Genomic DNA, 20,585 nt, shown 5'->3' on the forward strand with positions numbered 1-20,585 from the left:
ACCCACAAACGAGACTTCACCACATGACCTTAATCGACGCTTTTGCCCACACGCTCAAGCAAATTCGCATGGAAAAGAACGTCTCTCAGCAAAAGTTGGCTTTGGATGCCAATCTGGACCGAACCTATATTTCACTCCTAGAACGAGGATTGAGACAACCAACCATTACCACGTTATTCCAACTGGCGGAAGCTCTTGAAATACCTGTTGAAGAGCTGATTCAAGGAACCCGTCAATGCTGTTCATTCTCAGCCGACTCACGAACCAATAACACTTCAAAACAGTAATGAAAATTCAGTACAATACAGAAAACTTTTAACCTACGGGACTGCGTTAATGGAACACTTAATCACCTTTGCCATCACCATGCTCACCGTGACGAACCCGGCAGGCAACCTGGCGATTTTCGCCGGACTGACCGCCAACCGCACCGAAGCCGAAAAACAAGCCATAGCACGACAAACCGCAATTGCCATTACCGTCATTATGCTGGTTGTCACCTGGGTCGGCAGTTTACTGTTAAAAGCCTTCGGCGTCACCCCGCCGGGACTGGAAGTGGCGGGCGGTGTCATCATCGCCCTGCTGGGGCTGTCGATGCTGCGCAGCAAAACCGACGCCATGACCCACTCGCCGGAAGAACATGAGGAAGCGCAAACAAAAGACTCTATTGCAGTGGTGCCAATGGCCATTCCGATTATCGCCGGTCCCGGAGCCATTACCACCCTGATTCTGGCGACGCAAAAATTCCCGACCTTCGAAGACCGTTTCATCATTTCTCTGGTCGCCGTGGGCATCGGCTTACTGTTCTGGCTGGTGCTTTACTTTGCCGGCCCCATCAGTCGAAAGTTGGGCGTGACAGGGATGAACATCGTGTCGAAAATCATGGGGATGGTGTTAACGGCGATTGCGTTCCAAATGCTGGCGAACGGCCTTAAAGAATTATTGCCAGGTCTGGCTTAAATTGGGATAGGAAAGGTAACGTTAAACCGGACGATTCCCCCACTCGACTTCATACACCACCGTGCGGTTGCGCCCGGTGTTTTTGGCGTGATACAAGGCCTTGTCGGCGCGACACAAAGCCTGCTTATAAGGCACGCACTCACCATCGACCTGGCTGATGCCGAATGAACAGGTTTGACGACAATCCCCGAAATCGAGTGTCTGAACCCCTTCCCGAATGCGTTCGATTTTATCCTGAGCGCAATCCGGCGCCATGGCCGGAAAGTAAAAAATGAATTCCTCGCCGCCATAGCGTGCAATGACTTCACCCGACTTCAATTCGTTCAAGAAAAAACGACTGATCTGTTCCAGCACCTGATCACCCATGTCATGACCGTGCTGATCATTAATACGTTTAAAGTGATCCACGTCCGCCATAACCAACGCGCCCTTCATATGTCCTTTATCAACCATCAGGTCAAACAATTTTCGGTTCGGCAAATGCGTCAGGTAATCGTACATATTGAACACCATATGAAAGTTCTGACAGAATTCGGTGAGCAAATCGAAAAAATGCTGGTGAAGCAAAAAGAAACGTTGGTGCCACTGCCCGTCCTGAACCGCACTTTCCAGCTCGGCATGGTGTCGCATCATACGGTCCCGCAACTCACCCAACTTGCGGTATTCTTCGGTTCGTGACAATCCCAGATGCGCCAACGAATCGTACCACTCGTCAAACGGTACATGGGTCGAATAGGTTCGCAATTCATCGGGGTTTAAACAGACCGAGCGTGACGCCAACCAATTGACATGCGACGCCACCACATTGCGCGCCGCTTCCACTTGCCCGGCTAGACTGTCATAGTGCAACCGGCTGATATGGTGAATCATAGCTTGCCCTTTTTTGAGACACGCACACACCTCCAGAAAACTGGTTTAAAAACAAAAACCTACGTTCATTAGGGTTAAGAAGCTTTATTTAATAAAGCTTCATGGTAAAATTCCTATACGGTGTTGTGTTATTTTAAAGCCTTGTTCGTAATTATTCTTATTCCAAAGTGTATATTACGCGCAAAAAAACGGATATGCAACTCAAAAAAACGCATTTGTTCTTTAAAACTGGACACGACGCCGAAAAACACTTTTCGACTCGATAGGTTACGCGACTAATGGATGGCCACGTGCAGACCATAGGCCATTATTCAGGCCTGAAAAACATAGCCAGGGATTTTGCTTTGCGTTTAAAAGAGTTGATTGCCTTCCAGAGCGTGCGTTCATTTGCACGCAGTTGTCAATTATCGGAAACGGCGTTGCGAAAATACCTCAATGGCGAATCCACTCCCAACTTGGAACGTTTGATTGCCATCGCCAATCAATCCGGTGTCACGGTGGAATGGCTCGCCACCGGAAAAGGCGAAAAATACCCGCCGCAAAATGTCGCTGAACCAGAGGGAGGCTATAAAACATCCCCGCAACTGCACGAAATCGAACGCATCGTCCTCAACAAGCTCATCGCCAACACCGAAAAACGCCTCAGCAACATTCAAGAACTCGCCTCCCACAGCCAAAGCCCGGCCATCTGGGAAGCCAGCATTCAAATGGAACAAAACACCCTTTCCGACCTCAAAGCCGAACTCGGGCGTCTTTAAACAGCAGGTTGAAACAAAAAACGCCCAGGCCTGGGCGTTTTGAAAAGAAAGCGAAGTGGCTCAAAAGCGTATTAAAACAAACGTTGCAAACGCGCCGTCACCATCTGCCCCATGACTTTCAGGAAATACGTTCCCAAATCCGGACTGAAACGGTCGGTGGTGGCTCCCAGCGCCAGCGCCCCCCAAACACGGTCCCGACCCAGCGGAATCACGCACACCGACTGCATCGGCTGGTCGGTATGAAACAAACCGCGTTGCCAGGTATCTTCCAATAATCCGCACACCGGCTTATTGGGCTGCAAAGTCTCTTTCAACGAATTCGACCAGGCCTGGGAGAACCCGAGTTGATGCAAGCCGTTGACGATTTGCTTGGGCACATCCCAGGAAATCATCGTGACTTCTTCCACCTCGAACAACTCGTGCATAACGCGATACACTTCGTCCACCGCCGCCTGCTCGGTTTCCGTCGCCATCAGCGCATAGGAAAAATCGTACACTTTATGCAGCAACACGCCGTTTTCACCGGCGATGTCCTTAAGAGTGTCCACCTCCACTTGCAACGAATCGCGCTGTTCCCGCAACTGAAATACCTGACGTTCCAACAGCGACACTTCCTGTCCGTTCTTGGGGTGCGGAATGCTCAACTCATTCAGCAGATTGGGAAAAACATGAAAGAACTCTCGGTTACGGTTCAGATAATTTGCAACATCTTCCGCATGAATGTCGTTTAACAGACTCGACACAAGTGTAATGTCCTAAATAAAATGATCATTTCAGAAGCTCCTCAAATTTTTCAAGTCAAGGCGCAGTTTGCAGGCAATGGCGTTCCCTTGTCAAGAACTGCAACGCAGAATTGGGAAATTTGAGGGCTTCCCTTCGGGCGAGCCAAGAAAACGCCCTCTGCGTTGTTACCTCCCTTGCAAAGGGCGGGCCATTTACAGCGGGATGTGCCTAGCAGACGACATTTTCTTGACTCGCTGATAGGCATTTTATTTAGGGCATTACACTCGCCCTGGCACCCCTCTTTCGATTTCACCTTCAAACACAAACACCGCCGGTCCGGTCATCCACACCGGACTCTCCGGGTTGCCATCCCATTCCACCAGCAAGTCGCCACCCGGTAATGAAATCGTCACCGCATCGCCGACTTCCTCCAGGCGGCGCAACACCACCATGGCCGCACAAGCGCCGGTGCCGCAGGCCAACGTTTCCGCCGCGCCGCGTTCGTACACCCGCAATTTGATGTGTGCATCGTCCACCCGCTCGGCAAAACCGACATTGACGCGTTCTGGAAACAAGGGATGCGATTCGATTTTCTCGCCCAACACCGCCACCGGCGCGGACACCACATCAGTCACTCGCAAGACGGCGTGCGGATTGCCCATCGACACCGCGCCGATTTCAAACCGTTCACCGTCCACTTCCAATTCATATTGTTCCGATTCCACCGGAATGTCGAACGGCAAGGTTTCCGGCAAGAAGCTCGGCGCGCCCATATTGACCCGCACCCCACCGTCGTCGGTGATGTACAACACGATTAGGCCGGATGCGGTTTCCACTTGAATTTCGGTTTTGTCCGTCAACCCTTTGTCGTACACAAAACGCGCGAAACAACGCGCGCCATTACCGCACTGCTGCACCTCCGAACCGTCGGCATTGAAAATACGGTAACGGAAATCCACCCCCGGCGTCGTGGCTGGTTCCACCATCAACAACTGGTCAAACCCCACGCCGAAATGCCGGTTGGCCCAAAAACGGATTTCGTCGGTCGTCAGCTCGATTTTGTCGCGTGTCGCATCAATGACCATAAAGTCATTGCCCAAACCGTGCATTTTGGAAAATCGTAAGGAATTAGTCATGGTGTTTGGTCGTGTCCGGCCTCATTCGTTTATCAATCGGTCCATCAATTCCTTTATAATAAACGAATTCCATGAACATCAGCAATTCGGAATCGCTTCCGAATGCAAAACAGAACCGAAGGAAACCCGCTAAAGATGATGACACCTAAGGAAATTGTCCACGCACTCGATCACCACATTGTCGGCCAATCCGAAGCCAAAAAATCGGTGGCCATCGCCCTGCGAAATCGCTGGCGCCGCGCGCAATTGCCCGAAGAATTGCGTCAGGAAGTCACGCCGAAAAACATTCTGATGATCGGACCGACCGGGGTGGGGAAAACCGAAATCGCCCGCCGCTTGGCCAAATTGGCGAATGCGCCCTTCATCAAAGTCGAAGCCACCAAATACACCGAAGTGGGTTACGTGGGGCGCGAAGTCGATTCCATCATCAAGGATCTGGCGGAAAACGCCATCAAGCTGCATCGTGAACAAGCGATGAAAGACGTGCAACGCAAAGCCGAAGACCTGGCCGAAGAACGCATCCTCGATATTTTGTTGCCACCGGCACGCGGTCACGAAGATGAAAGTTACGGCAATATGTCCGAAACGCGCCAGAAATTCCGCAAACGTCTGCGCGAAGGCGACTTAGATGACAAAGAAATTGAAATCGACCTGAACGCCGCGCCGGCGCATGTCGAAATCATGGGCGCGCCCGGCATGGAAGAAATGACCAATCAGCTTCAGGAAATGTTCCAGGGGCTGAACCAAGGCAAAAAACAAAAACGCAAACTGCCGATCAAACAAGCGATGAAGTTGCTGACCGAAGAAGAAGCCCAGCGTCTGATTGACCAGGACGACATGAAGGCCAAAGCCATCGAAAACGTGGAACAGAACGGTATCGTGTTCATCGACGAAATCGACAAGGTCGCCAAACGTCAGGAAGCTTCCGGCGGCGACGTATCTCGTGAAGGCGTGCAGCGTGACCTGCTTCCGTTGATTGAAGGTTCCACCGTTTCCACCAAATACGGCATGATTAAAACCGACCACATTCTGTTCATCGCCTCCGGTGCCTTCCACTTATCGAAGCCGTCGGATTTGATTCCGGAGCTGCAAGGCCGCTTGCCGATTCGCGTCGAGCTGAAATCCCTGAAAGTGGAGGATTTTATCCGCATTCTGACCGAACCGAAAGCTGCCCTGACCACCCAGGCCATCGCCCTATTGCAAACCGAAGGGGTCAATATCGAATTCACCGATGACGGCATCCAACGTCTGGCGGAAATCGCTTACCACGTCAACGAAAGCACCGAAAACATCGGCGCGCGTCGTCTGCACACGGTGATGGAACACCTGCTGGAAGAAGTGTCTTTCAGCGCACCGGACAACGATGGACAAAAAATCGTCATCGACCAGGCCTTCGTCAACGAACGCCTCGGCGATCTGTCACAAGACCAAGACTTGTCGCAATACATTTTGTAAGATTAAGGAATCTGACAACTCGAAACGACGAGAGAAGCCTATGGCCATCCCAACGGACATCAAACTGCAACAAAAATCACGGCAACTGGTGGTGACGTTCGACACCGGCGAGGTGTTCGAACTGCCCTGCGAATACCTGCGGGTCTATTCGCAGTCGGCCGAAGTCACTGGCCATGCCCCCGGGCAGGAAGTGTTGCAGGTCGGCAAACGCAACGTCAATATCGAAGGCATTACCCCCGTGGGCAACTATGGTGTTAAACTGCACTTCGACGACGGTCATGACACTGGCATCTACACCTGGGAACGCTTGTACGAACTCGGGCGCCATTACGACGACTACTGGCAGGATTACCTGCAACGTCTACAGAAAGCCGGCCACAAACATCCGGACATGCCACCGACCGATTTAAACCAATTACTGTAACGAAACCGGCAACGAACCAAACACCATCAAGACAGCACTAGGATAGGATGATGAGCACACACACCGAGAAAAAAACCATCGATTTCGGCTTCACTGAAGTGCCGTTGGACGAGAAGGTCAAAAAAGTCAAAGGCGTGTTCGATTCCGTCGCCGGTAACTACGACATCATGAACGACGTCATGTCGCTCGGCATCCACCGCCTGTGGAAACGCCACACCATCGAGCTCAGCGGCATCCGCCCGGGTCAAGCGGTGTTGGACCTGGCCGGCGGCACCGGCGATTTGACCAAAGCCTTTGCCAAGCGCGTCGGCAAAACCGGCCGCGTGGTGCTGGCCGACATCAACGAAAGCATGGTCCGTGTCGGGCGTGACCGCCTGACCAACGACGGCATTATCGGCAATGTCGATTACACCATCACCAATGCTGAGGCCTTGACCTACCCGGACAACACCTTCGACCTGGTCACCATCTCCTTCGGCCTACGCAACGTCACCAACAAGGACAAAGCCCTGGCGGAAATCTGCCGCGTGCTGAAACCCGGCGGCCAATTGATGGTGTTGGAATTCTCCAAGGTCACCCAACCGATGCTGGCGAAGGCCTATGATTTCTATTCCTTCAACATCCTGCCGAAAATGGGTAAATTCATCGCCGACGACGAAGCCAGCTATCAATACCTGGCCGAATCCATCCGCATGCATCCGGATCAGGAAACCCTCAAACAAATGATGCTGGACACCGGATTCGACAAGGTGGAATATCTGAACATGTCGAACGGCATTGTCGCCCTACACCGCGGCTGGAAATACTGAACGCGCCAGAACAGGAAAACGCATGGAAATGGACAACCGACACGACGAAGCAACCACTGAAAAATCGCCAGGCCTGGTCAAAACCGCGCTTTCCAAGCTGTTTGAAACCCTATTGAATCAAGCGGTTCAGCTCGATGACATGCAAGGCCAAGCCCTTGCGCCTTGCGATGAAAAGGTCGTTCAACTCACTTTCACCGACCTGGGCCAGACCTTTTTCCTGATTTACCAAATTGATGGCGATAACCTAGGCGCTTTCTCGGTGCAAAACCACCTGATGGGTGCGCCGGACGCGCACATTCAGCTCACCAGCCTCGACTGGATTGGCCGCCAACCGAACTACGAGGCCAGCGGTGACGAAGCCCTGGCCGCCGATTTCATCCGAGGCGTACAGTCGCTGAATATCGACTGGGAAGAACAACTCTCGAAAATCACCGGCGACCTGGTGGCGTTCAAAATCGGCAGCACCGTTCGAGAAGGCCGTAAAAGTGTTGAAAGCGCCAAACGCAAAGCCGGCGACACCCTGCGGGAGTATTTGCAATTCGAAATCGAACTCCTGCCGACCGCGCCGCAAATTCAACGCTTCAAACGCGATGTACAACACACAACCCAGGCCGTTGACGCCCTCGAAAAACGCCTTCAAGCTTTGAGTGACACCCTTTCATGAATTTCTTCCAACGCCCGTTGCGCCAAGTGGCGCGTTTGATTCGCATCAACCGAGTATTGACCCATTACCAAATCGACAAAATGGTGCTCAGCCACAGCAAATACGCTTGGCTATTGCTCCTGAATAAACTCCTGCCGTGGAACTGGCGACCTTCGTCGAAAGGCTCTCGCGGCGAGCGCATCCGTTTGGCGCTGGAGGAACTCGGTCCGATTTTCATCAAACTGGGGCAGGCTCTGTCCACTCGAAAGGATTTACTGCCGGAAGACATCGGTGCCGAACTGCGTAAATTGCAAGACGATTGCCCGCCTTTCGACGAACAGCACTCCATCGCCATCATCGAACGCGGCTTGAAACGCTCCATTGAAGACGCTTACGCCAGTTTCGATCCCAAACCCATGGCCTCGGCTTCCATCGCGCAGGTGCATGCAGCCAGCCTCTACGACGGTACCGAAGTGGTCGTCAAGGTCGTCCGTCCGGACATCAAACCCGTCATCGAACAAGACGTCGCCATTATGAAATCCCTCGCCGGTTTGCTGGAAGCGGCGGTCAAGGAAACCAAGCGTCTGCACCCGGTGGAAGTGGTGGAAGAGTTCGAGAAAACCATTCTCGACGAACTGGACATGATGCGCGAAGCCTCCAATGCCTCGCAACTGCGCCGTAACTTCGAAAATTCCGACCTCCTCTATGTCCCCGAGGTTTACTGGTCGCACACCAACGACAACGTCATGACCATGGAACGCATCCGCGGCATCCGCATTTCCGAAGTCGACCAGTTGATTGAAGCCGGAATCGACCTGACCGACTTATCCGCCAAAGGCGTCACCATCTTTTTCACCCAGGTGTTCAAGCACAACTTCTTCCACGCCGACATGCACCCCGGCAATATTTTCGTCTTGCCGGACGGCCGTTATGCCGCCATCGACTTCGGTATTATGGGCACCCTAAACCCGGAAGACCAGCGTTATCTGGCCGAAAACTTCCTCGCGTTCTTCAACCGCGATTACTTGCGGGTGTCGGAACTGCACATCGAGTCGGAATGGGTACCCGCAGACACCCGCGTCAACGAATTGGAGTCGGCGATTCGGTCGGTCTGCGAACCGATTTGGGACCGTCCCTTAAAAGAAATTTCTTTCGGCTTGTTCCTGATGCGCCTGTTCCAAACCGCGCGCCGTTTCGGCATGGAAGTGCAGCCGCAATTGGTGCTGTTACAGAAGACTCTATTGAACATTGAAGGCTTGGGGCGCCAACTCGACGACGAACTCGACTTGTGGGACACCGCCAAACCGTTTCTGGAAGATTGGATGCAAGAGCGCGTCGGTCTGAAAAGCCTGGTTAAAAACACCCAAGCCAACTTGCCTTACTGGATTGAACAAGCCCCGCATCTGCCCGGCCTGCTGCACAATAGCCTGCAAAAACTGTCGCAAGCCGACTTCAATCAGCAGTCCAAACAGATTGAACAGCTGGAACAACAAATGGCCAAACAAAGCAAAGCGCAACGCAACCGCTTTATCGGCGCCCTCTTGTTGATTCCTGCGGTTTTCCCGGCCGTCTTGGCGCAATTCGGTTGGTTGAATCCGGCCTGGTTGCCTTGGTTACAAGCCTTATTCGGCTTGACGGGACTCTACCTGATTTTGAAAAAGACCTGAACCATCAGTACACAATTTAGTTAAGGCGTTTTCGCTAACGGAGGGCACACGATGTTTCACCTGCAACAGCACAACACCACTGTCCGCACCGAGTTCATCGCCGGACTCACCACCTTTTTGACCATGCTCTACATCGTTCCGGTGAATGGCTACATTCTCAGTGCCGCCGGTTTGCCAATGGAAGCCGTCATCACCGCTACCGCGCTCATCACCATTCTCGCAACGCTGATGAATGGCCTTTGGTCGAATACGCCGATTGCCATGAGTGTCGGCATGGGACTGAATGCCTATTTCGCTTATGGTTTGGTACTGGGCATGCAAATTCCCTGGCAAACGGCCTTGGGCGTGGTGTTTCTGTCCGGCGTGCTGTTTATCATTCTGTCGTTCACGCCTTTCCGTGCCTGGATCATGTATTCGATTCCCATCGATTTACGGCGCGCCATCAGTGCGGGCATCGGTGGTTTCATTGCGTTTATTGGATTGGAGCAAATGGGCGTCATTACCAACAGCGATGCCACTCTGGTCACATTAGGCGACTTTTCCTCCCCGGCGGTGTTGCTGGGCATTTTCGGTTTTTTCGTGGCGTTGGTGTTGTACGCCTATAAAGTCACCGGTGCCTTTGTGTTTTCCATTGTCATCACGTCAATTGTCGGCTGGACTGTCGGCATTGCCGAAACTCCGACCACCCTATTCAGCTGGCCGGCCTCGATTGAACCCATCGCATTTGAGCTCGACATCGTCTCGGCGTTTTCACTGTCGTTACTGCCGGTGATACTGATTTTTCTCATCACCACCATGTTCGACACCCTCGGCAGCCTGACCGGCATCGGTACCCGAGCCCATCTGTTTCAGGAACAAACCAAAAACGATGCCTCGCTGGAGAAAACCTTGAAAACCGATGCGATTGCCACCGCAGGCAGCAGTTTGCTCGGCGTCACGCCGATTGCCGCCTTTATCGAATCCGCCGCCGGGGTGGAACAAGGCGGGCGCACCGGATTGACGGCCGTCGTCACCGCCGGGCTGTTTATTTTGACGCTCTTTATGTTGCCGTTGTTTCAGGCCTTACCGGCAAACGCCATCTATCCGATTCTGGTGATTGTGGGGATTCTGATGTTTGGCGAGTTGCGCAAAGTCGCATTCCAAGAAAGTGATCTGGCGACCAATGCGGCCATCTTTCTGATCGTCCTGCTGATGCCGCTGACCTATTCCATCACCACCGGGATTGCCGCCGGTTTTCTGGTGTATGTGGCACTTAAACTGGTGAAACGGGAGTTCGCCGACTTAAACCTCGGCATTTTCATTATCGCTTTGATCAGCGGCTTGACGTTCGTTCTGTAACCGCAAAGCCTTTCCAACCAAAACGCCCAGGCCTGGGCGTTTTTCAAGCTTTAAGCCACTGGAAAAAACCGTGCAGGAAACGCGTGGTGGCTGGCATAAAATGACTGCCGTGGTGAAAGAACGGGTCCAGTGAAGTGACCAACACGCGCCCGCCATGAAAATGGTCGTCCGTCCAAAGCACCGCTTGTCCGGTCTCTTTATGCACCAACAACGGCGTGGCGGTTTCCGGCGGGTTCAACAGGCCGTGGTAATGCCATGTCATATCCGCCAAAGACAAATATTGCCAAATCGAATGGTCGGGGGACGCCACTTCCAGATCGAATTCGCCGTCCGGCTCCAGCCACCACCAGTAATTCAGCGGTACCGCTTCCTGTTCGATGCCCGGCATCCAGGTCTGCGGTTCGGTTTCGCCCATAATCATCAAGGTCTTGCCTTGTGCCAGGAACGCTTGCAACTTGTCGGCATTGCGGCGTAATTGTTCCGGATGACTGCGACAGGTGACAATCACCACATCCAAGTCGTCCAAGTCGGCCTCGGCCAATTCGGGTAAATAAATGGTTCGATCAATATATTGATTGAACGGCGGTTGATGCAAAGCCACGTAATGGTATGAGGTGCCACCGTCGAGTGCGCCGATTTTCATTGTTCAACCTCCTGAATCCAATCCAATAATTGACGGAACAATTGGGTGTTTTCCGCCATCGACTCACGATTGGTCCACAAATCGTTTCCACCATGCATAAAAAGTTTGCCGTCCCCGTAAGTCCACTCCCAATCCACCGGATAAGCGCCTTGCCCCATGGTGCTCAGAATGCGGCTGCCGGGCGGCGCCGGATTAGCGCCCCGCCCCCAAAAACCGGCGACGCCTTTACGGCAATTGAAGGATGTCGCCTCAAACCCGGCGAACACCGGATGCGGTTCACACGACTGTACCGCAAAATCTTCCAGTGTCGGAGACGGCATCGGCGTAAAGCGTTGCAATTCCGGTAAAAACGGATAGGCGATATGGCCTTGGAACACGAAACAGCCGCCTTGTTTCATAAAATCGGCGATACGGTCCGACAAGGCCTGCAACCAGCGCTGGTCACTGTGCATGGAAACGATGACGCCACTGTAATTGTGCCACTCAATGTCCGCCAAACCGTACTGCTCCACGACCACCACGCGCTCTTTGAATTCGGGTTGCCCCCAAAATGCTTGCCCCTGATTGGGCAGGCTCATGACATATAAAATCGGTTTCATGCAGGTTTCTCCGCACCGAACACCGGCACCACGGTTTCGACACGGCCTTCTCCGTAGTCGAGCGTGGTGCGGTGAATCGGCATGTTATACAGTTCCGACAAGACGTGGTCTTGCATCAAGTCACTGACCGGGCCGAAGCGATAGGCTTCGGTATCGAACATCAACAGCACCTGATCCGCCAGATACAAGGCATGCTGTGGATAATGAGTGGTGAATAAAATCGTCAAGCGGCGTTCTTTGGCCATCCGTTTCAAGGTTTGTAACACCTTGTCCTGATTGTGAAAATCCAAGGCCGAAGCCGGTTCATCCAAGGCAATGATGTCGCACTCCGACACAATCGCTCGCGCAATCAAAACCAACTGACGCTCCCCGCCCGATAACTGGCTGAACGATCGCTCGGCGAAGTCGTCGATTTCCAGCTCCTGCAACACTTGATGCGCCATTTGGTAATCTTCCCGGCTGGGCGACGCGAAAAACCCGATATGACGGGCCCGGCCCATTACGACGACATCCAGCACGCGATACTCGAACATCATGTCGGTGCTTTGCGGCACGTAACCGATTTCACCGGATACCGACACCTGCCCTTCCGACAAGGATTGCAACCCGATAATGGATTTCAGAAGGCTCGTTTTGCCCCGTCCGTTCGGCCCGAGAATCGCTACGATTTCACCCGGTTCGATTTCGAAACTGTGGCGCCGGAACACCCAGTTTTTCTGACCGTAGTAAAAACCGGCGTTGTCCAACTTAAGCATTGCGCCAACCTCCCGCCTGCGTTTTTCGCAGCAGCCAAACAAAGAGCGGCGCCCCCACCAACGCGGTCAATACACCGAGCGGAATTTCTGAGGTAGTCGCGCTGCGTGCCAAGGTATCGATAATCACCAAATAGCCCGCACCGATGATGGCGGATGCCGGAATCAACAGACGGTGATCCGCCCCCACAAGCATCCGAGCGAAATGCGGCACCACCAGCCCGACCCAGCCGATGACACCCGCCACCGCCACCGTCGCCGAGGCAATCAAGGCCACCATAATCAAAATCAACCAACGGGCTTTTTCCACTTTTACGCCCAGCGCCTGCGCCTCTTCATTTCCGAGCGACAGGATATTGATGCGATAGCGCATGCCGAAAATCACCAGAGAACCGATCAAGGTCGGCACCAACACGATCCAAACCCGGTCATAATTGGCCGAAGCGAAACTGCCCAGCAGCCAATAGACAATGGCCGGCAATCGGTCCTCCGGATCGGCCAGATAGGTAATCAGCGACACCAAGGCGCTGAAAAACGCGCCCGTGACGACACCGGACAACACCAGCAATAACATCGGGCTTTGTCCACCGACCCGGCTGATGAGCGACACGATCACCATGGCCGCCAAACCAAACACGAAAGCCAATAAAACCGTCATCACACTGCTGTCGAACAACCAAATCGCTAAAGCGCCTCCGAAGGCCGCACCGGAAGACACCCCGATAATATCCGGGCCAACCAACGGGTTTCGAAACACGCCTTGCAAGCTGGCCCCGGCCACTGCCAGCCCGGCACCGACCACCACGGCCATCAAAATACGTGGGCCGCGTACCAGTTCCACGACACGCTCTTGAACCGCGCTCCAGGAACCGTCCATCGGCCAAAGGTTATCCAGTAAAATCGCCGGAATCTGATGAAACGGCACCGCTAACCGCCCCACGCCCAAGGAAACCACCATCAACACGAGGCACGCCAGCAACAACAGCCACATCAGCAGGGTTTGACGACGGTGCTTTTCCACCCAACTCATGGCGCTCTCCCGTCATAGCCCGCGCTGCCTGCATTGGCGTCGGCCTGCAGGATGTCGGCGATGTCGGCATCCGTCAATTCGTAATCGTATAACCGTCGATAGGCCTGTTTCATTTCCGTTTTCAAGTCATAATCGGCCACGTCCGGCTGCAAGATATTCGCCAGCCACATCCACATCAACGGCGATTCCTGGCCTGGCGGGTCCCAGCGCGCGCCGCCCATCGGCATTTTATACACCCGCTTATGAATGGCGGCCGAGGTGGCCGATAAAATCGGGTGCTGGTAAATGTCCTGCGGGGTTAAATCGGTTTCAAAATTATTGAGTAGAATCACTTCCGGGTCCCACACCAAGACCTGCTCGACATTGACTTCTTTGAAATTGCCGCCGGTCACGACATTTTGCCCACCGGCCAAGCCGATGGAAAAGTCGTTATAACTGGCCGGACCCGCTACCCGTTTCTGCGACTGAAACCGCAAAAAATACAGGGTTCTCGGCTTGGATTCCAACGGCACGGATGCCATTTTGGTCGCCACATCCTGACGCACATCCGCGCGCCATTTCAATAAAGACGCCACCCGTTCCTGCTGACCGAAAGCCTGCCCCATCATCTCAAACCAGCGAATGACATCGTTTTCTTTACCGTAATTCATCAGGGCCACATTCAAACCGGCATTTTCTAATGGTGCCACCACATCTTCACCCATGGTGCCCCACTGAAACACGAGGTCCGGCTGTTGCTGCAAAATCGTTTCCACATTCGGCATAAAGCCTTGCCCGACTGCATCGGTCGGAAGCGCTAAACTCTTCGGGAACATTTTTCCCATCAGACTTTCTTCAATCGCCGCTTTGGCCGACGGGTGAATCGCCGTCAACCGTTGCGCATTCCGGTCAACCGAAATCGCCATCCCCGCACCGGGAATCGGAATCATCACCACTTTTTGCGCCGGATGCTCCAAGGCAATGTCGCGTTGTTGCTGGTCGGTAAACACAACCGGTTCCGCCTGTACCGACAGGGCCAACACGACTAGCCACGCGCCCCATAAAAATCGCCAGACACCGGACGTGGCCGGAGATCCAAAATGAAACATTTTTAATTTCCCTACAAAAAATATAATTGATATTGGTTATCAATTGCAATACTATTATCAATTCTTTCGATAATATAACAAGGTTTTTCTATCATGGCAAAACAAAAATGGACAGCTGCCAGTGCAATTTTGGCGACTTCTGCCCTATTTTCACCAGGCCTGCTCGCCGCTGAGGACACAAAACAGACAACGGAAAAATCATCCACTGTGATTCCGAGCGTCAAGGTCTCGGCCAACCGAAGCGAGCAAACGCTGGAAAGCGTGACCAAGTCAGTTTCGGTGGTGGACAATGAAGCCATCCAGACGCGCCAAGCCACCAACTTGACCACTCTGATGAATGAATTGCCGGGCGTTTCCATGGCACCGGACGGTATGTTGTCCGGCCAAATCGTGATTCGCGGTTTCAGCACCCAGAATTTCCGTGCCCCACTGTTCATCAACGGTGACCGTTTCCGCGGCCGAAACACCTTGGAATACTTGTTATTGGACCCGAACCAAGTTGAGCGCGTCGAAGTCATTCGCGGCCCGGCGTCTTCCCTTTACGGAACCGACTCCTTCGGCGGTGTCATTAACGTCACCACCAAACGTGCGGAAGGCGACGTGATGGCGCCATTTAAATTGACCAACTCCTTGGTGGACATGGAATACCAAAGTGTCAATAACGGTTACGCCGGACGCTTGCAACTGGCCGGTGCCGGGGACGGTTTCGATGTATTGTTAGGACTGAATGCGCGCAACGCCGAGGATTACGAGTCGCCGGAAGGAACGATTCCGAACTCCGACTACAACGTACAAAACTACGATGCTCGTATCGGCTACACCTTCACAGAAGGCCAACGTGTTGAAGTGATTGCCAAGTCGGCAGACGTCACCCGTGGCCGTGCCGGCGGACAATTCGCCGCACCGGGCGCCGGTAACGAACCCGGACAACTGCAACGTGAAATGCGCGAAGATCCAATGCGCGAAGATTATGTCTCTTTGGGCTATAAAGGCGAATTCGATAACGCCTGGGTGGAATCGGTGGAAGCCTCTTTATACCGCCGCGAACTGTACACGCATGTGCACGTTGTTCCAAACACCAATAACCCATCGACCTATGTTGACAGCTACGTCAACGGTCCGGTGACCTATGGCGGACGTTTGATTGCCGTAGCACCTTGGTCATCGGCGCCTGTGGTGTCGACCTACGGTTTGGATTGGTATGACGAGTGCCGTGACTCATCGGAGCAACGCGTCAAAGGCGGTCCGAAAAAGAAAACCAGCCCGAAATCCTACCAACAGAACGTTGGGGTCTTCATGCTACAGGAGTGGGATACCACCGACCGTTTGACCTTATCGGGCAGTTTGCGTTATGACTATGTGAAAACCGGCCTGGACACCGACTACATCACCGACCCGACGACCAAAGCCTTGTTCGACGATGCCGGTGACACCGAAAACACCCAACCAACCGGCGGCATCGGCGCGATTTACATGCTGAACTCAAACTTTGACTTGGTCGGGAACGTCAACACCTCTTTCCGAGCGCCGTCGACAACCGAGGTGTCCGCCGTGGGCACAGGCGTGTACTCCGACTTCCGCATTCCAAACCCGGACATCAAACCGGAAACCGGTATCACCTATGAAATCGGGACACGTTTCCACAGCCGAACCGTCCGCGCCAACCTGACCGCATTCCGCAGTGACTTCGACAACCTGATTACCACAGCCGATACCACCTACAACGGCAACCCGGCCAAGCAAATCCAAAACGTCGGTAAAGCCACCATCAATGGGGTGGAGTTTGACATCACCTGGAAACCGACTCGCGAAGTCACCGCCATGACCAACATCAGCTGGATTGAAGGGCGTGACACCGTCAGCAACGAACCGTTACCGCAAATCATGCCGCTGAACGGTTTCGCCAGCTTGCGCTACGATGCGGCCAGTCAGTACCAATATTACTTTGAAGGCACCACCGAATGGGCAACCGACAACGACGTGGTCGACAAATCCATCGAACGCGAACGCGCCGGTTACATGGTGTTCAACTTCTACACGGGTGTGAATCCGGGGATTTTCTTCGGACAGTACTTCAAAGACACCGACTTGCGATTCGGCATCGAAAACATCTTTGATGTCAGCTACTCCATGCCGACCGTACCGGAAAACATCAACTATCCGAAAAGTAAGACCAATCCGCTGATTCAGCCGGGACGTAACTTCAAGGTCGGCTTGACCATCGGATTCTAATGCCATTTTCAGTGCCGGTTATCCGGCACTTTTCATTTCAAGCGAGACAACTATGTTAGACACGGTCATCATTCAAGATCGAAACGATGTGTTCCACATCACCTTTGACGACATTCGAAAATACCACGGACTGGCCAATATTGCCGGGGCCGCCATCGGCTTCAAGGCGATACAGGCCGCCGCATCGGTTCTCACGCCAGACGCGCCTTTGCCGCGAGAACCCCTTTCAATTCTCACCGGCCATCCCGGCCCCGGCGTTAAAGACGCCATTGAATTTTTAACGCGGGCACCGACACAAGGCGCTTACTTTGTCGACCGCAAGATTGCCGACGCACGCTGGAACCCTTACGCCAACCTGTCGTTCAGTTTTTTCATTACATTGGGAGAGCAAACCGCAGCGGTGTATTTGAAGGACAAGGTCTTGCCCAATCGATTTTTCGAATTAATGAAAGAAGCCTCACAGACGACCGCGCCGGAAGTGCATGCGGCGCTGGACGCCCTGAAACAAGAATTATCGGAAGAACTGGTCAGTCAAACCAGCGAACAATTGTTCGATATTCAGCTTCGATAAAAAACGCCCAGGCCTGGGCGGATTCGGTATTGTCCGTTTAACGCGGACGGTAATGCGGCTCACTCAACAACGGCACCGCAAACTCCACGTCGCGGTCGCGGTCCAAGGTTTCAATCAGCTTATCATAAGAGACTTGCGGCTTCACATCAAACACCGCCGTGAACCGGTTGGGCAGCGGCGTCACCATCTTGAAACCATAGAGTTCGGCGATTTGGCCAATATGCTCTTCGCGGTAGGTTTTAATCAGAAACACGCCGTTTACCACCGCATTCGAACCACTGCGACGATTCAGCAACACCGGCACAAACTCATAAGTCGTCGAGCCCACCGTTTGCGCTTTAGGGCCGCAATGGTCCACATCAAACCAATCTTTTGAGGCTTGATAAATAAACCAGCCCCCATTGCGCTCGATAAAAGACGCTTCAACCGACTTCGGCATATCTTCAGGCGCCGTCAGGGAACCGAAACGGTTCGGCTTGGCCTGATAATCCGGCCCCGCCATCTGCGCCACCAACTGACACGCCTCTGTAAAGGCTTGCACTGAAGAAGATACCACTAGGAAAACCCATACACTCAAAAACCGTTTCATACACACCATTACGTTAAAACTATCCAGTTCATGAATGGTAACTGAAAGTAACTTACAACAAGATAAAATTTATTTTATATAACGTGATACAACTAGAAATAAAAAAGCCCGCAAGAAAGCGGGCTTTTGGAATAAGTGGTGGCTACACCGGCCACAAACATAATTTAAATAACAAATAGATAAATAAGGGGGTATCAATTTTACTCACACCTTTACTCACATAAGTTTTTTACAAGACTTTACTTTGCCGGCTCAAACATCTCAACGATAGCTTTCGCGTTATAAGTTTCTGCTGTCCATATCGGGTTTGAAAGGCCAATAGATCCCGTAATTGAAATATTGCTTTCATACCCTGCTGACAAGATCGTAAAACTTGTACTTGTTGAGCAGCTTGACGTATCACACAGAACCGGGCCATTTGCTATCATCTCTTCAGACTTTTCTTTCTGGATAGAATTAGTAATTGCGCTTTCAGCCAAGGAAGCAGTGACCCCTTGAGCAATAGAACCCCCCAGCCCCAAAACCGTGCCGCCTGAAATACCTGTACCAACCCCGCTTCCAGGTCTCGGCCGGTTAATAGAGACAAAATCATTGAGGCGCAGAGTTACAGGTATACCTTCATCACTGACTTTGATACCTTTATTCTCAAGACCATCCTTCACATTCTTACCAACTACATCCCAGTCAAACAGCCCTTGCGGGTCACCATTAACCACTTCAAGCTTAAGATTCACATGACCCACCTTGATCCTCTCATAATTGGAAACTAGGATTGTCATGTCATAAAAACGGTCTTGTCCCTTTTTTATCATGGTTTCCGAGCAGCCAGACAGCATAAATGCTAAAGCGAACATCAATGTCACAAAGCGAAATGTAAACCTCATTACCCGCCCTCTTTTCTTATTAGACTTTCAAAAAATGGTTTAACCGCTTTCTTAAAATCACTTGAAATAAGATCATGCGCCATCACGTGATTCCAAAACTCAACCGCTATAGCAAATGCCCTATCCTTTGCATCATTCGACACCTCGATAAAACGCGGTGCCGTTAATTCCGGGGTTCGTAACTCGCCTTGCACAGGCATATACGCCATTGGCAGCATGTCATACACAGGTGTGGCACCCACCAACTCTAAACGTTCCATAAAAAACGAAAAGTTTCCGTTATGCATATCGGAATTAGCAATATAACGTCCAAAGGCATAAGCGACTTCCACATCATACACATCTTTCTCCGTCAGAATCTTCTGTCGCAATAAGGCTTGTGCAATCTGCGGCCAAGCACCATTAACCCCCGCATACTCGGCATCAATGACTTTCAATGAAGCTAACCCTTTGCGCCCATACAACCCGTTTCGGTCAAAACGTTTCACCTCTAGGTAAAGACGGTCATCTTGGTACAAGGCGGCTTCAGAAGCTTTCACGCCATTTGCGCGCAAGGTGTTCAATGCCAAGTGCTCACAAACCATAAGATCACGGTGCCGCATTGCGACAGGATTATCTTCCGAAAACCTTGGTGAATACTTAACGATTAAGTGATGATTTCCATCGTACACAGTGAACTTAGGTTGTTCGCCCGCGATAGAAGACCCCATGTTATCGGGAGAGCGGTTGATTGCCCCAGCGATTCCAGAATAATCCTCTCTTCCCACCACTGGATAAGTTTTCGTTGACGCCAATTGCGCCATTCGGCTTCCCAGGACCAAACTCCCCGTCAGGTCTTCACCATAATGCGTCATATAGTGCCAAATTTGTAAATCTGACCAGTCCTGGCTTTTCGTCGTCAGCCGTTGGTCCTTTTCAACGATCTGTTTCAGGTGAATCGCGCCTAAAAAGCCAGAGGGTACAGCATCATAAAAATAAAATGGTAAGCCGTCATAAGCGATGTGACTTTTTTCCCGAACCAGCAAGGTTCGATTCTCCGGCTGACGGTAGAGGTCACCCAAATGAAAAACGCTGCCGGTTTCATCGACTTCATATAAAGGTTCAGGCTCTTGCGCCTCAACCCAGGCAAACAAAGTTCCGCGCCCAGCACCTAACTTAACGACCGGCAGTTTTTTCAAAGCACGACTAACGGTAGGTTGGCTCAAACCGGTTGTTTTTGCAATGGCGGACGAACTCAGATTGTCATACCTAAGTGCCTGCTGGATGGCTTCTAAATGACTGGACATACTCAACGCCGGATAAAGTGTGAATAGATAAGTGAATAGTTTACTGAATAAAAAAAATTCTGTCAACAATCCTTTATTTACAGGCGCTTTAGAGTTTCTCTATCTATTTTTTGAATAATTAAAAACAA

General features: G+C 52.2%; 22 protein-coding genes. 11 read left to right on the top strand and 11 right to left on the bottom strand.

The annotated features are described in order from the left end of the window. The first annotated feature begins 23 nt into the window (after positions 1-23). Together AYJ59_RS11150 and AYJ59_RS11155 are read left to right on the top strand one after the other, a co-directional pair. Positions 24-287 (top strand): helix-turn-helix domain-containing protein, encoded by a 264-nt coding sequence (locus tag AYJ59_RS11150; protein WP_081836889.1) that lies wholly within the window; start codon positions 24-26, stop codon positions 285-287. A gap of 49 nt (positions 288-336) precedes the next feature. After that, entirely contained in the window at positions 337-960 is a 624-nt protein-coding gene (locus AYJ59_RS11155) for a MarC family protein (protein ID WP_029939687.1), read from the top strand. 21 nt (positions 961-981) lie between these two features. On the opposite strand, the gene AYJ59_RS11160 is transcribed toward AYJ59_RS11155, so the two are convergent. After that, the gene (locus AYJ59_RS11160) at positions 982-1,830 is read right to left on the bottom strand and encodes a GGDEF domain-containing protein (RefSeq protein WP_051673542.1); all 849 of its coding nucleotides are present in this window, start codon (positions 1,828-1,830) and stop codon (positions 982-984) included. A 290-nt stretch (positions 1,831-2,120) separates the two neighbouring features. Here AYJ59_RS11160 and AYJ59_RS11165 point away from each other — a divergent pair, with 290 nt between their 5' ends. After that, positions 2,121-2,588, top strand: coding sequence for a helix-turn-helix domain-containing protein (locus AYJ59_RS11165; protein ID WP_164730770.1), 468 nt, complete (start codon positions 2,121-2,123; stop codon positions 2,586-2,588). Positions 2,589-2,659: 71 nt separating this feature from the next. Here AYJ59_RS11165 and AYJ59_RS11170 read toward each other — a convergent pair whose 3' ends face one another. Both AYJ59_RS11170 and dapF read right to left on the bottom strand, forming a co-directional pair. Beyond that, on the bottom strand, positions 2,660-3,331 hold the full coding sequence (locus AYJ59_RS11170) for a DUF484 family protein (RefSeq protein ID WP_127120133.1): 672 nt from the start codon (positions 3,329-3,331) through the stop codon (positions 2,660-2,662). Between the two features lie 258 nt (positions 3,332-3,589). Further along, a complete protein-coding gene (gene dapF / locus AYJ59_RS11175; RefSeq protein WP_127120134.1) occupies positions 3,590-4,447 on the bottom strand; it encodes a diaminopimelate epimerase in 858 nt (285 codons plus the stop codon). Positions 4,448-4,582: 135 nt separating this feature from the next. Here dapF and hslU point away from each other — a divergent pair, with 135 nt between their 5' ends. From hslU to AYJ59_RS11205, 6 genes are read left to right on the top strand one after another with little or no spacing between them, the layout of a single operon-like run. Then, a complete protein-coding gene (hslU, locus tag AYJ59_RS11180; RefSeq protein WP_127120135.1) occupies positions 4,583-5,902 on the top strand; it encodes an ATP-dependent protease ATPase subunit HslU in 1,320 nt (439 codons plus the stop codon). Between the two features lie 40 nt (positions 5,903-5,942). Next, positions 5,943-6,326 (top strand): gamma-butyrobetaine hydroxylase-like domain-containing protein, encoded by a 384-nt coding sequence (locus tag AYJ59_RS11185; protein ID WP_029939681.1) that lies wholly within the window; start codon positions 5,943-5,945, stop codon positions 6,324-6,326. A 50-nt stretch (positions 6,327-6,376) separates the two neighbouring features. After that, complete coding sequence (ubiE, locus tag AYJ59_RS11190) at positions 6,377-7,135, top strand: bifunctional demethylmenaquinone methyltransferase/2-methoxy-6-polyprenyl-1,4-benzoquinol methylase UbiE (protein WP_443080235.1); 759 nt, start codon at positions 6,377-6,379, stop codon at positions 7,133-7,135. Between the two features lie 22 nt (positions 7,136-7,157). Beyond that, positions 7,158-7,799, top strand: coding sequence for a ubiquinone biosynthesis accessory factor UbiJ (locus tag AYJ59_RS11195; protein ID WP_127120137.1), 642 nt, complete (start codon positions 7,158-7,160; stop codon positions 7,797-7,799). Then, entirely contained in the window at positions 7,796-9,445 is a 1,650-nt protein-coding gene (gene ubiB / locus AYJ59_RS11200; RefSeq protein ID WP_127120138.1) for a ubiquinone biosynthesis regulatory protein kinase UbiB, read from the top strand. Before AYJ59_RS11195 ends, ubiB begins: the two co-directional genes overlap by 4 nt. 51 nt (positions 9,446-9,496) lie before the next feature. Next, positions 9,497-10,783 carry an NCS2 family permease gene (locus AYJ59_RS11205; protein WP_127120139.1) on the top strand — a complete coding sequence of 429 codons (1,287 nt, stop codon included), beginning with the start codon at positions 9,497-9,499 and terminating at the stop codon, positions 10,781-10,783. A gap of 43 nt (positions 10,784-10,826) precedes the next feature. Here the strand turns inward: AYJ59_RS11205 and AYJ59_RS11210 are convergent, their stop codons facing one another. From AYJ59_RS11210 to AYJ59_RS11230, 5 genes are read right to left on the bottom strand one after another with little or no spacing between them, the layout of a single operon-like run. After that, positions 10,827-11,426, bottom strand: coding sequence for a hypothetical protein (locus tag AYJ59_RS11210; protein ID WP_127120140.1), 600 nt, complete (start codon positions 11,424-11,426; stop codon positions 10,827-10,829). Next, positions 11,423-12,025 (bottom strand): hypothetical protein, encoded by a 603-nt coding sequence (locus tag AYJ59_RS11215; protein ID WP_127120141.1) that lies wholly within the window; start codon positions 12,023-12,025, stop codon positions 11,423-11,425. The genes AYJ59_RS11210 and AYJ59_RS11215 overlap by 4 nt, the downstream gene beginning before the upstream one ends. After that, positions 12,022-12,780 carry an ABC transporter ATP-binding protein gene (locus tag AYJ59_RS11220; RefSeq protein WP_127120142.1) on the bottom strand — a complete coding sequence of 253 codons (759 nt, stop codon included), beginning with the start codon at positions 12,778-12,780 and terminating at the stop codon, positions 12,022-12,024. Before AYJ59_RS11220 ends, AYJ59_RS11215 begins: the two co-directional genes overlap by 4 nt. Beyond that, the gene (locus AYJ59_RS11225; protein WP_127120143.1) at positions 12,773-13,807 is read right to left on the bottom strand and encodes a FecCD family ABC transporter permease; all 1,035 of its coding nucleotides are present in this window, start codon (positions 13,805-13,807) and stop codon (positions 12,773-12,775) included. The genes AYJ59_RS11220 and AYJ59_RS11225 overlap by 8 nt, the downstream gene beginning before the upstream one ends. Further along, a complete protein-coding gene (locus AYJ59_RS11230) occupies positions 13,804-14,895 on the bottom strand; it encodes an ABC transporter substrate-binding protein (RefSeq protein ID WP_127120144.1) in 1,092 nt (363 codons plus the stop codon). Before AYJ59_RS11230 ends, AYJ59_RS11225 begins: the two co-directional genes overlap by 4 nt. Before the next feature lie 93 nt (positions 14,896-14,988). Between AYJ59_RS11230 and AYJ59_RS11235 the strand changes: the two genes are divergently transcribed. Beyond that, complete coding sequence (locus AYJ59_RS11235; RefSeq protein WP_127120145.1) at positions 14,989-17,127, top strand: TonB-dependent receptor plug domain-containing protein; 2,139 nt, start codon at positions 14,989-14,991, stop codon at positions 17,125-17,127. A gap of 52 nt (positions 17,128-17,179) precedes the next feature. Then, complete coding sequence (locus AYJ59_RS11240) at positions 17,180-17,698, top strand: hypothetical protein (RefSeq protein ID WP_127120146.1); 519 nt, start codon at positions 17,180-17,182, stop codon at positions 17,696-17,698. A gap of 37 nt (positions 17,699-17,735) precedes the next feature. Here the strand turns inward: AYJ59_RS11240 and AYJ59_RS11245 are convergent, their stop codons facing one another. The 3 genes from AYJ59_RS11245 to AYJ59_RS11255 all read right to left on the bottom strand — a co-directional run bounded on the left by AYJ59_RS11245 (position 17,736) and on the right by AYJ59_RS11255 (position 20,457). Further along, on the bottom strand, positions 17,736-18,275 hold the full coding sequence (locus AYJ59_RS11245; protein ID WP_127120147.1) for a hypothetical protein: 540 nt from the start codon (positions 18,273-18,275) through the stop codon (positions 17,736-17,738). A gap of 251 nt (positions 18,276-18,526) precedes the next feature. After that, entirely contained in the window at positions 18,527-19,171 is a 645-nt protein-coding gene (locus AYJ59_RS11250; protein ID WP_029939662.1) for a hypothetical protein, read from the bottom strand. Beyond that, a complete protein-coding gene (locus AYJ59_RS11255) occupies positions 19,171-20,457 on the bottom strand; it encodes a HipA domain-containing protein (protein ID WP_127120148.1) in 1,287 nt (428 codons plus the stop codon). The genes AYJ59_RS11250 and AYJ59_RS11255 overlap by 1 nt, the downstream gene beginning before the upstream one ends. Positions 20,458-20,585: the final 128 nt, after the last annotated feature.

Origin of the sequence: Thiomicrospira sp. S5 (genome assembly GCF_003991075.1) — a bacterium.
Taxonomy (GTDB): Bacteria; Pseudomonadota; Gammaproteobacteria; order Thiomicrospirales; family Thiomicrospiraceae; genus Hydrogenovibrio; species Hydrogenovibrio thermophilus.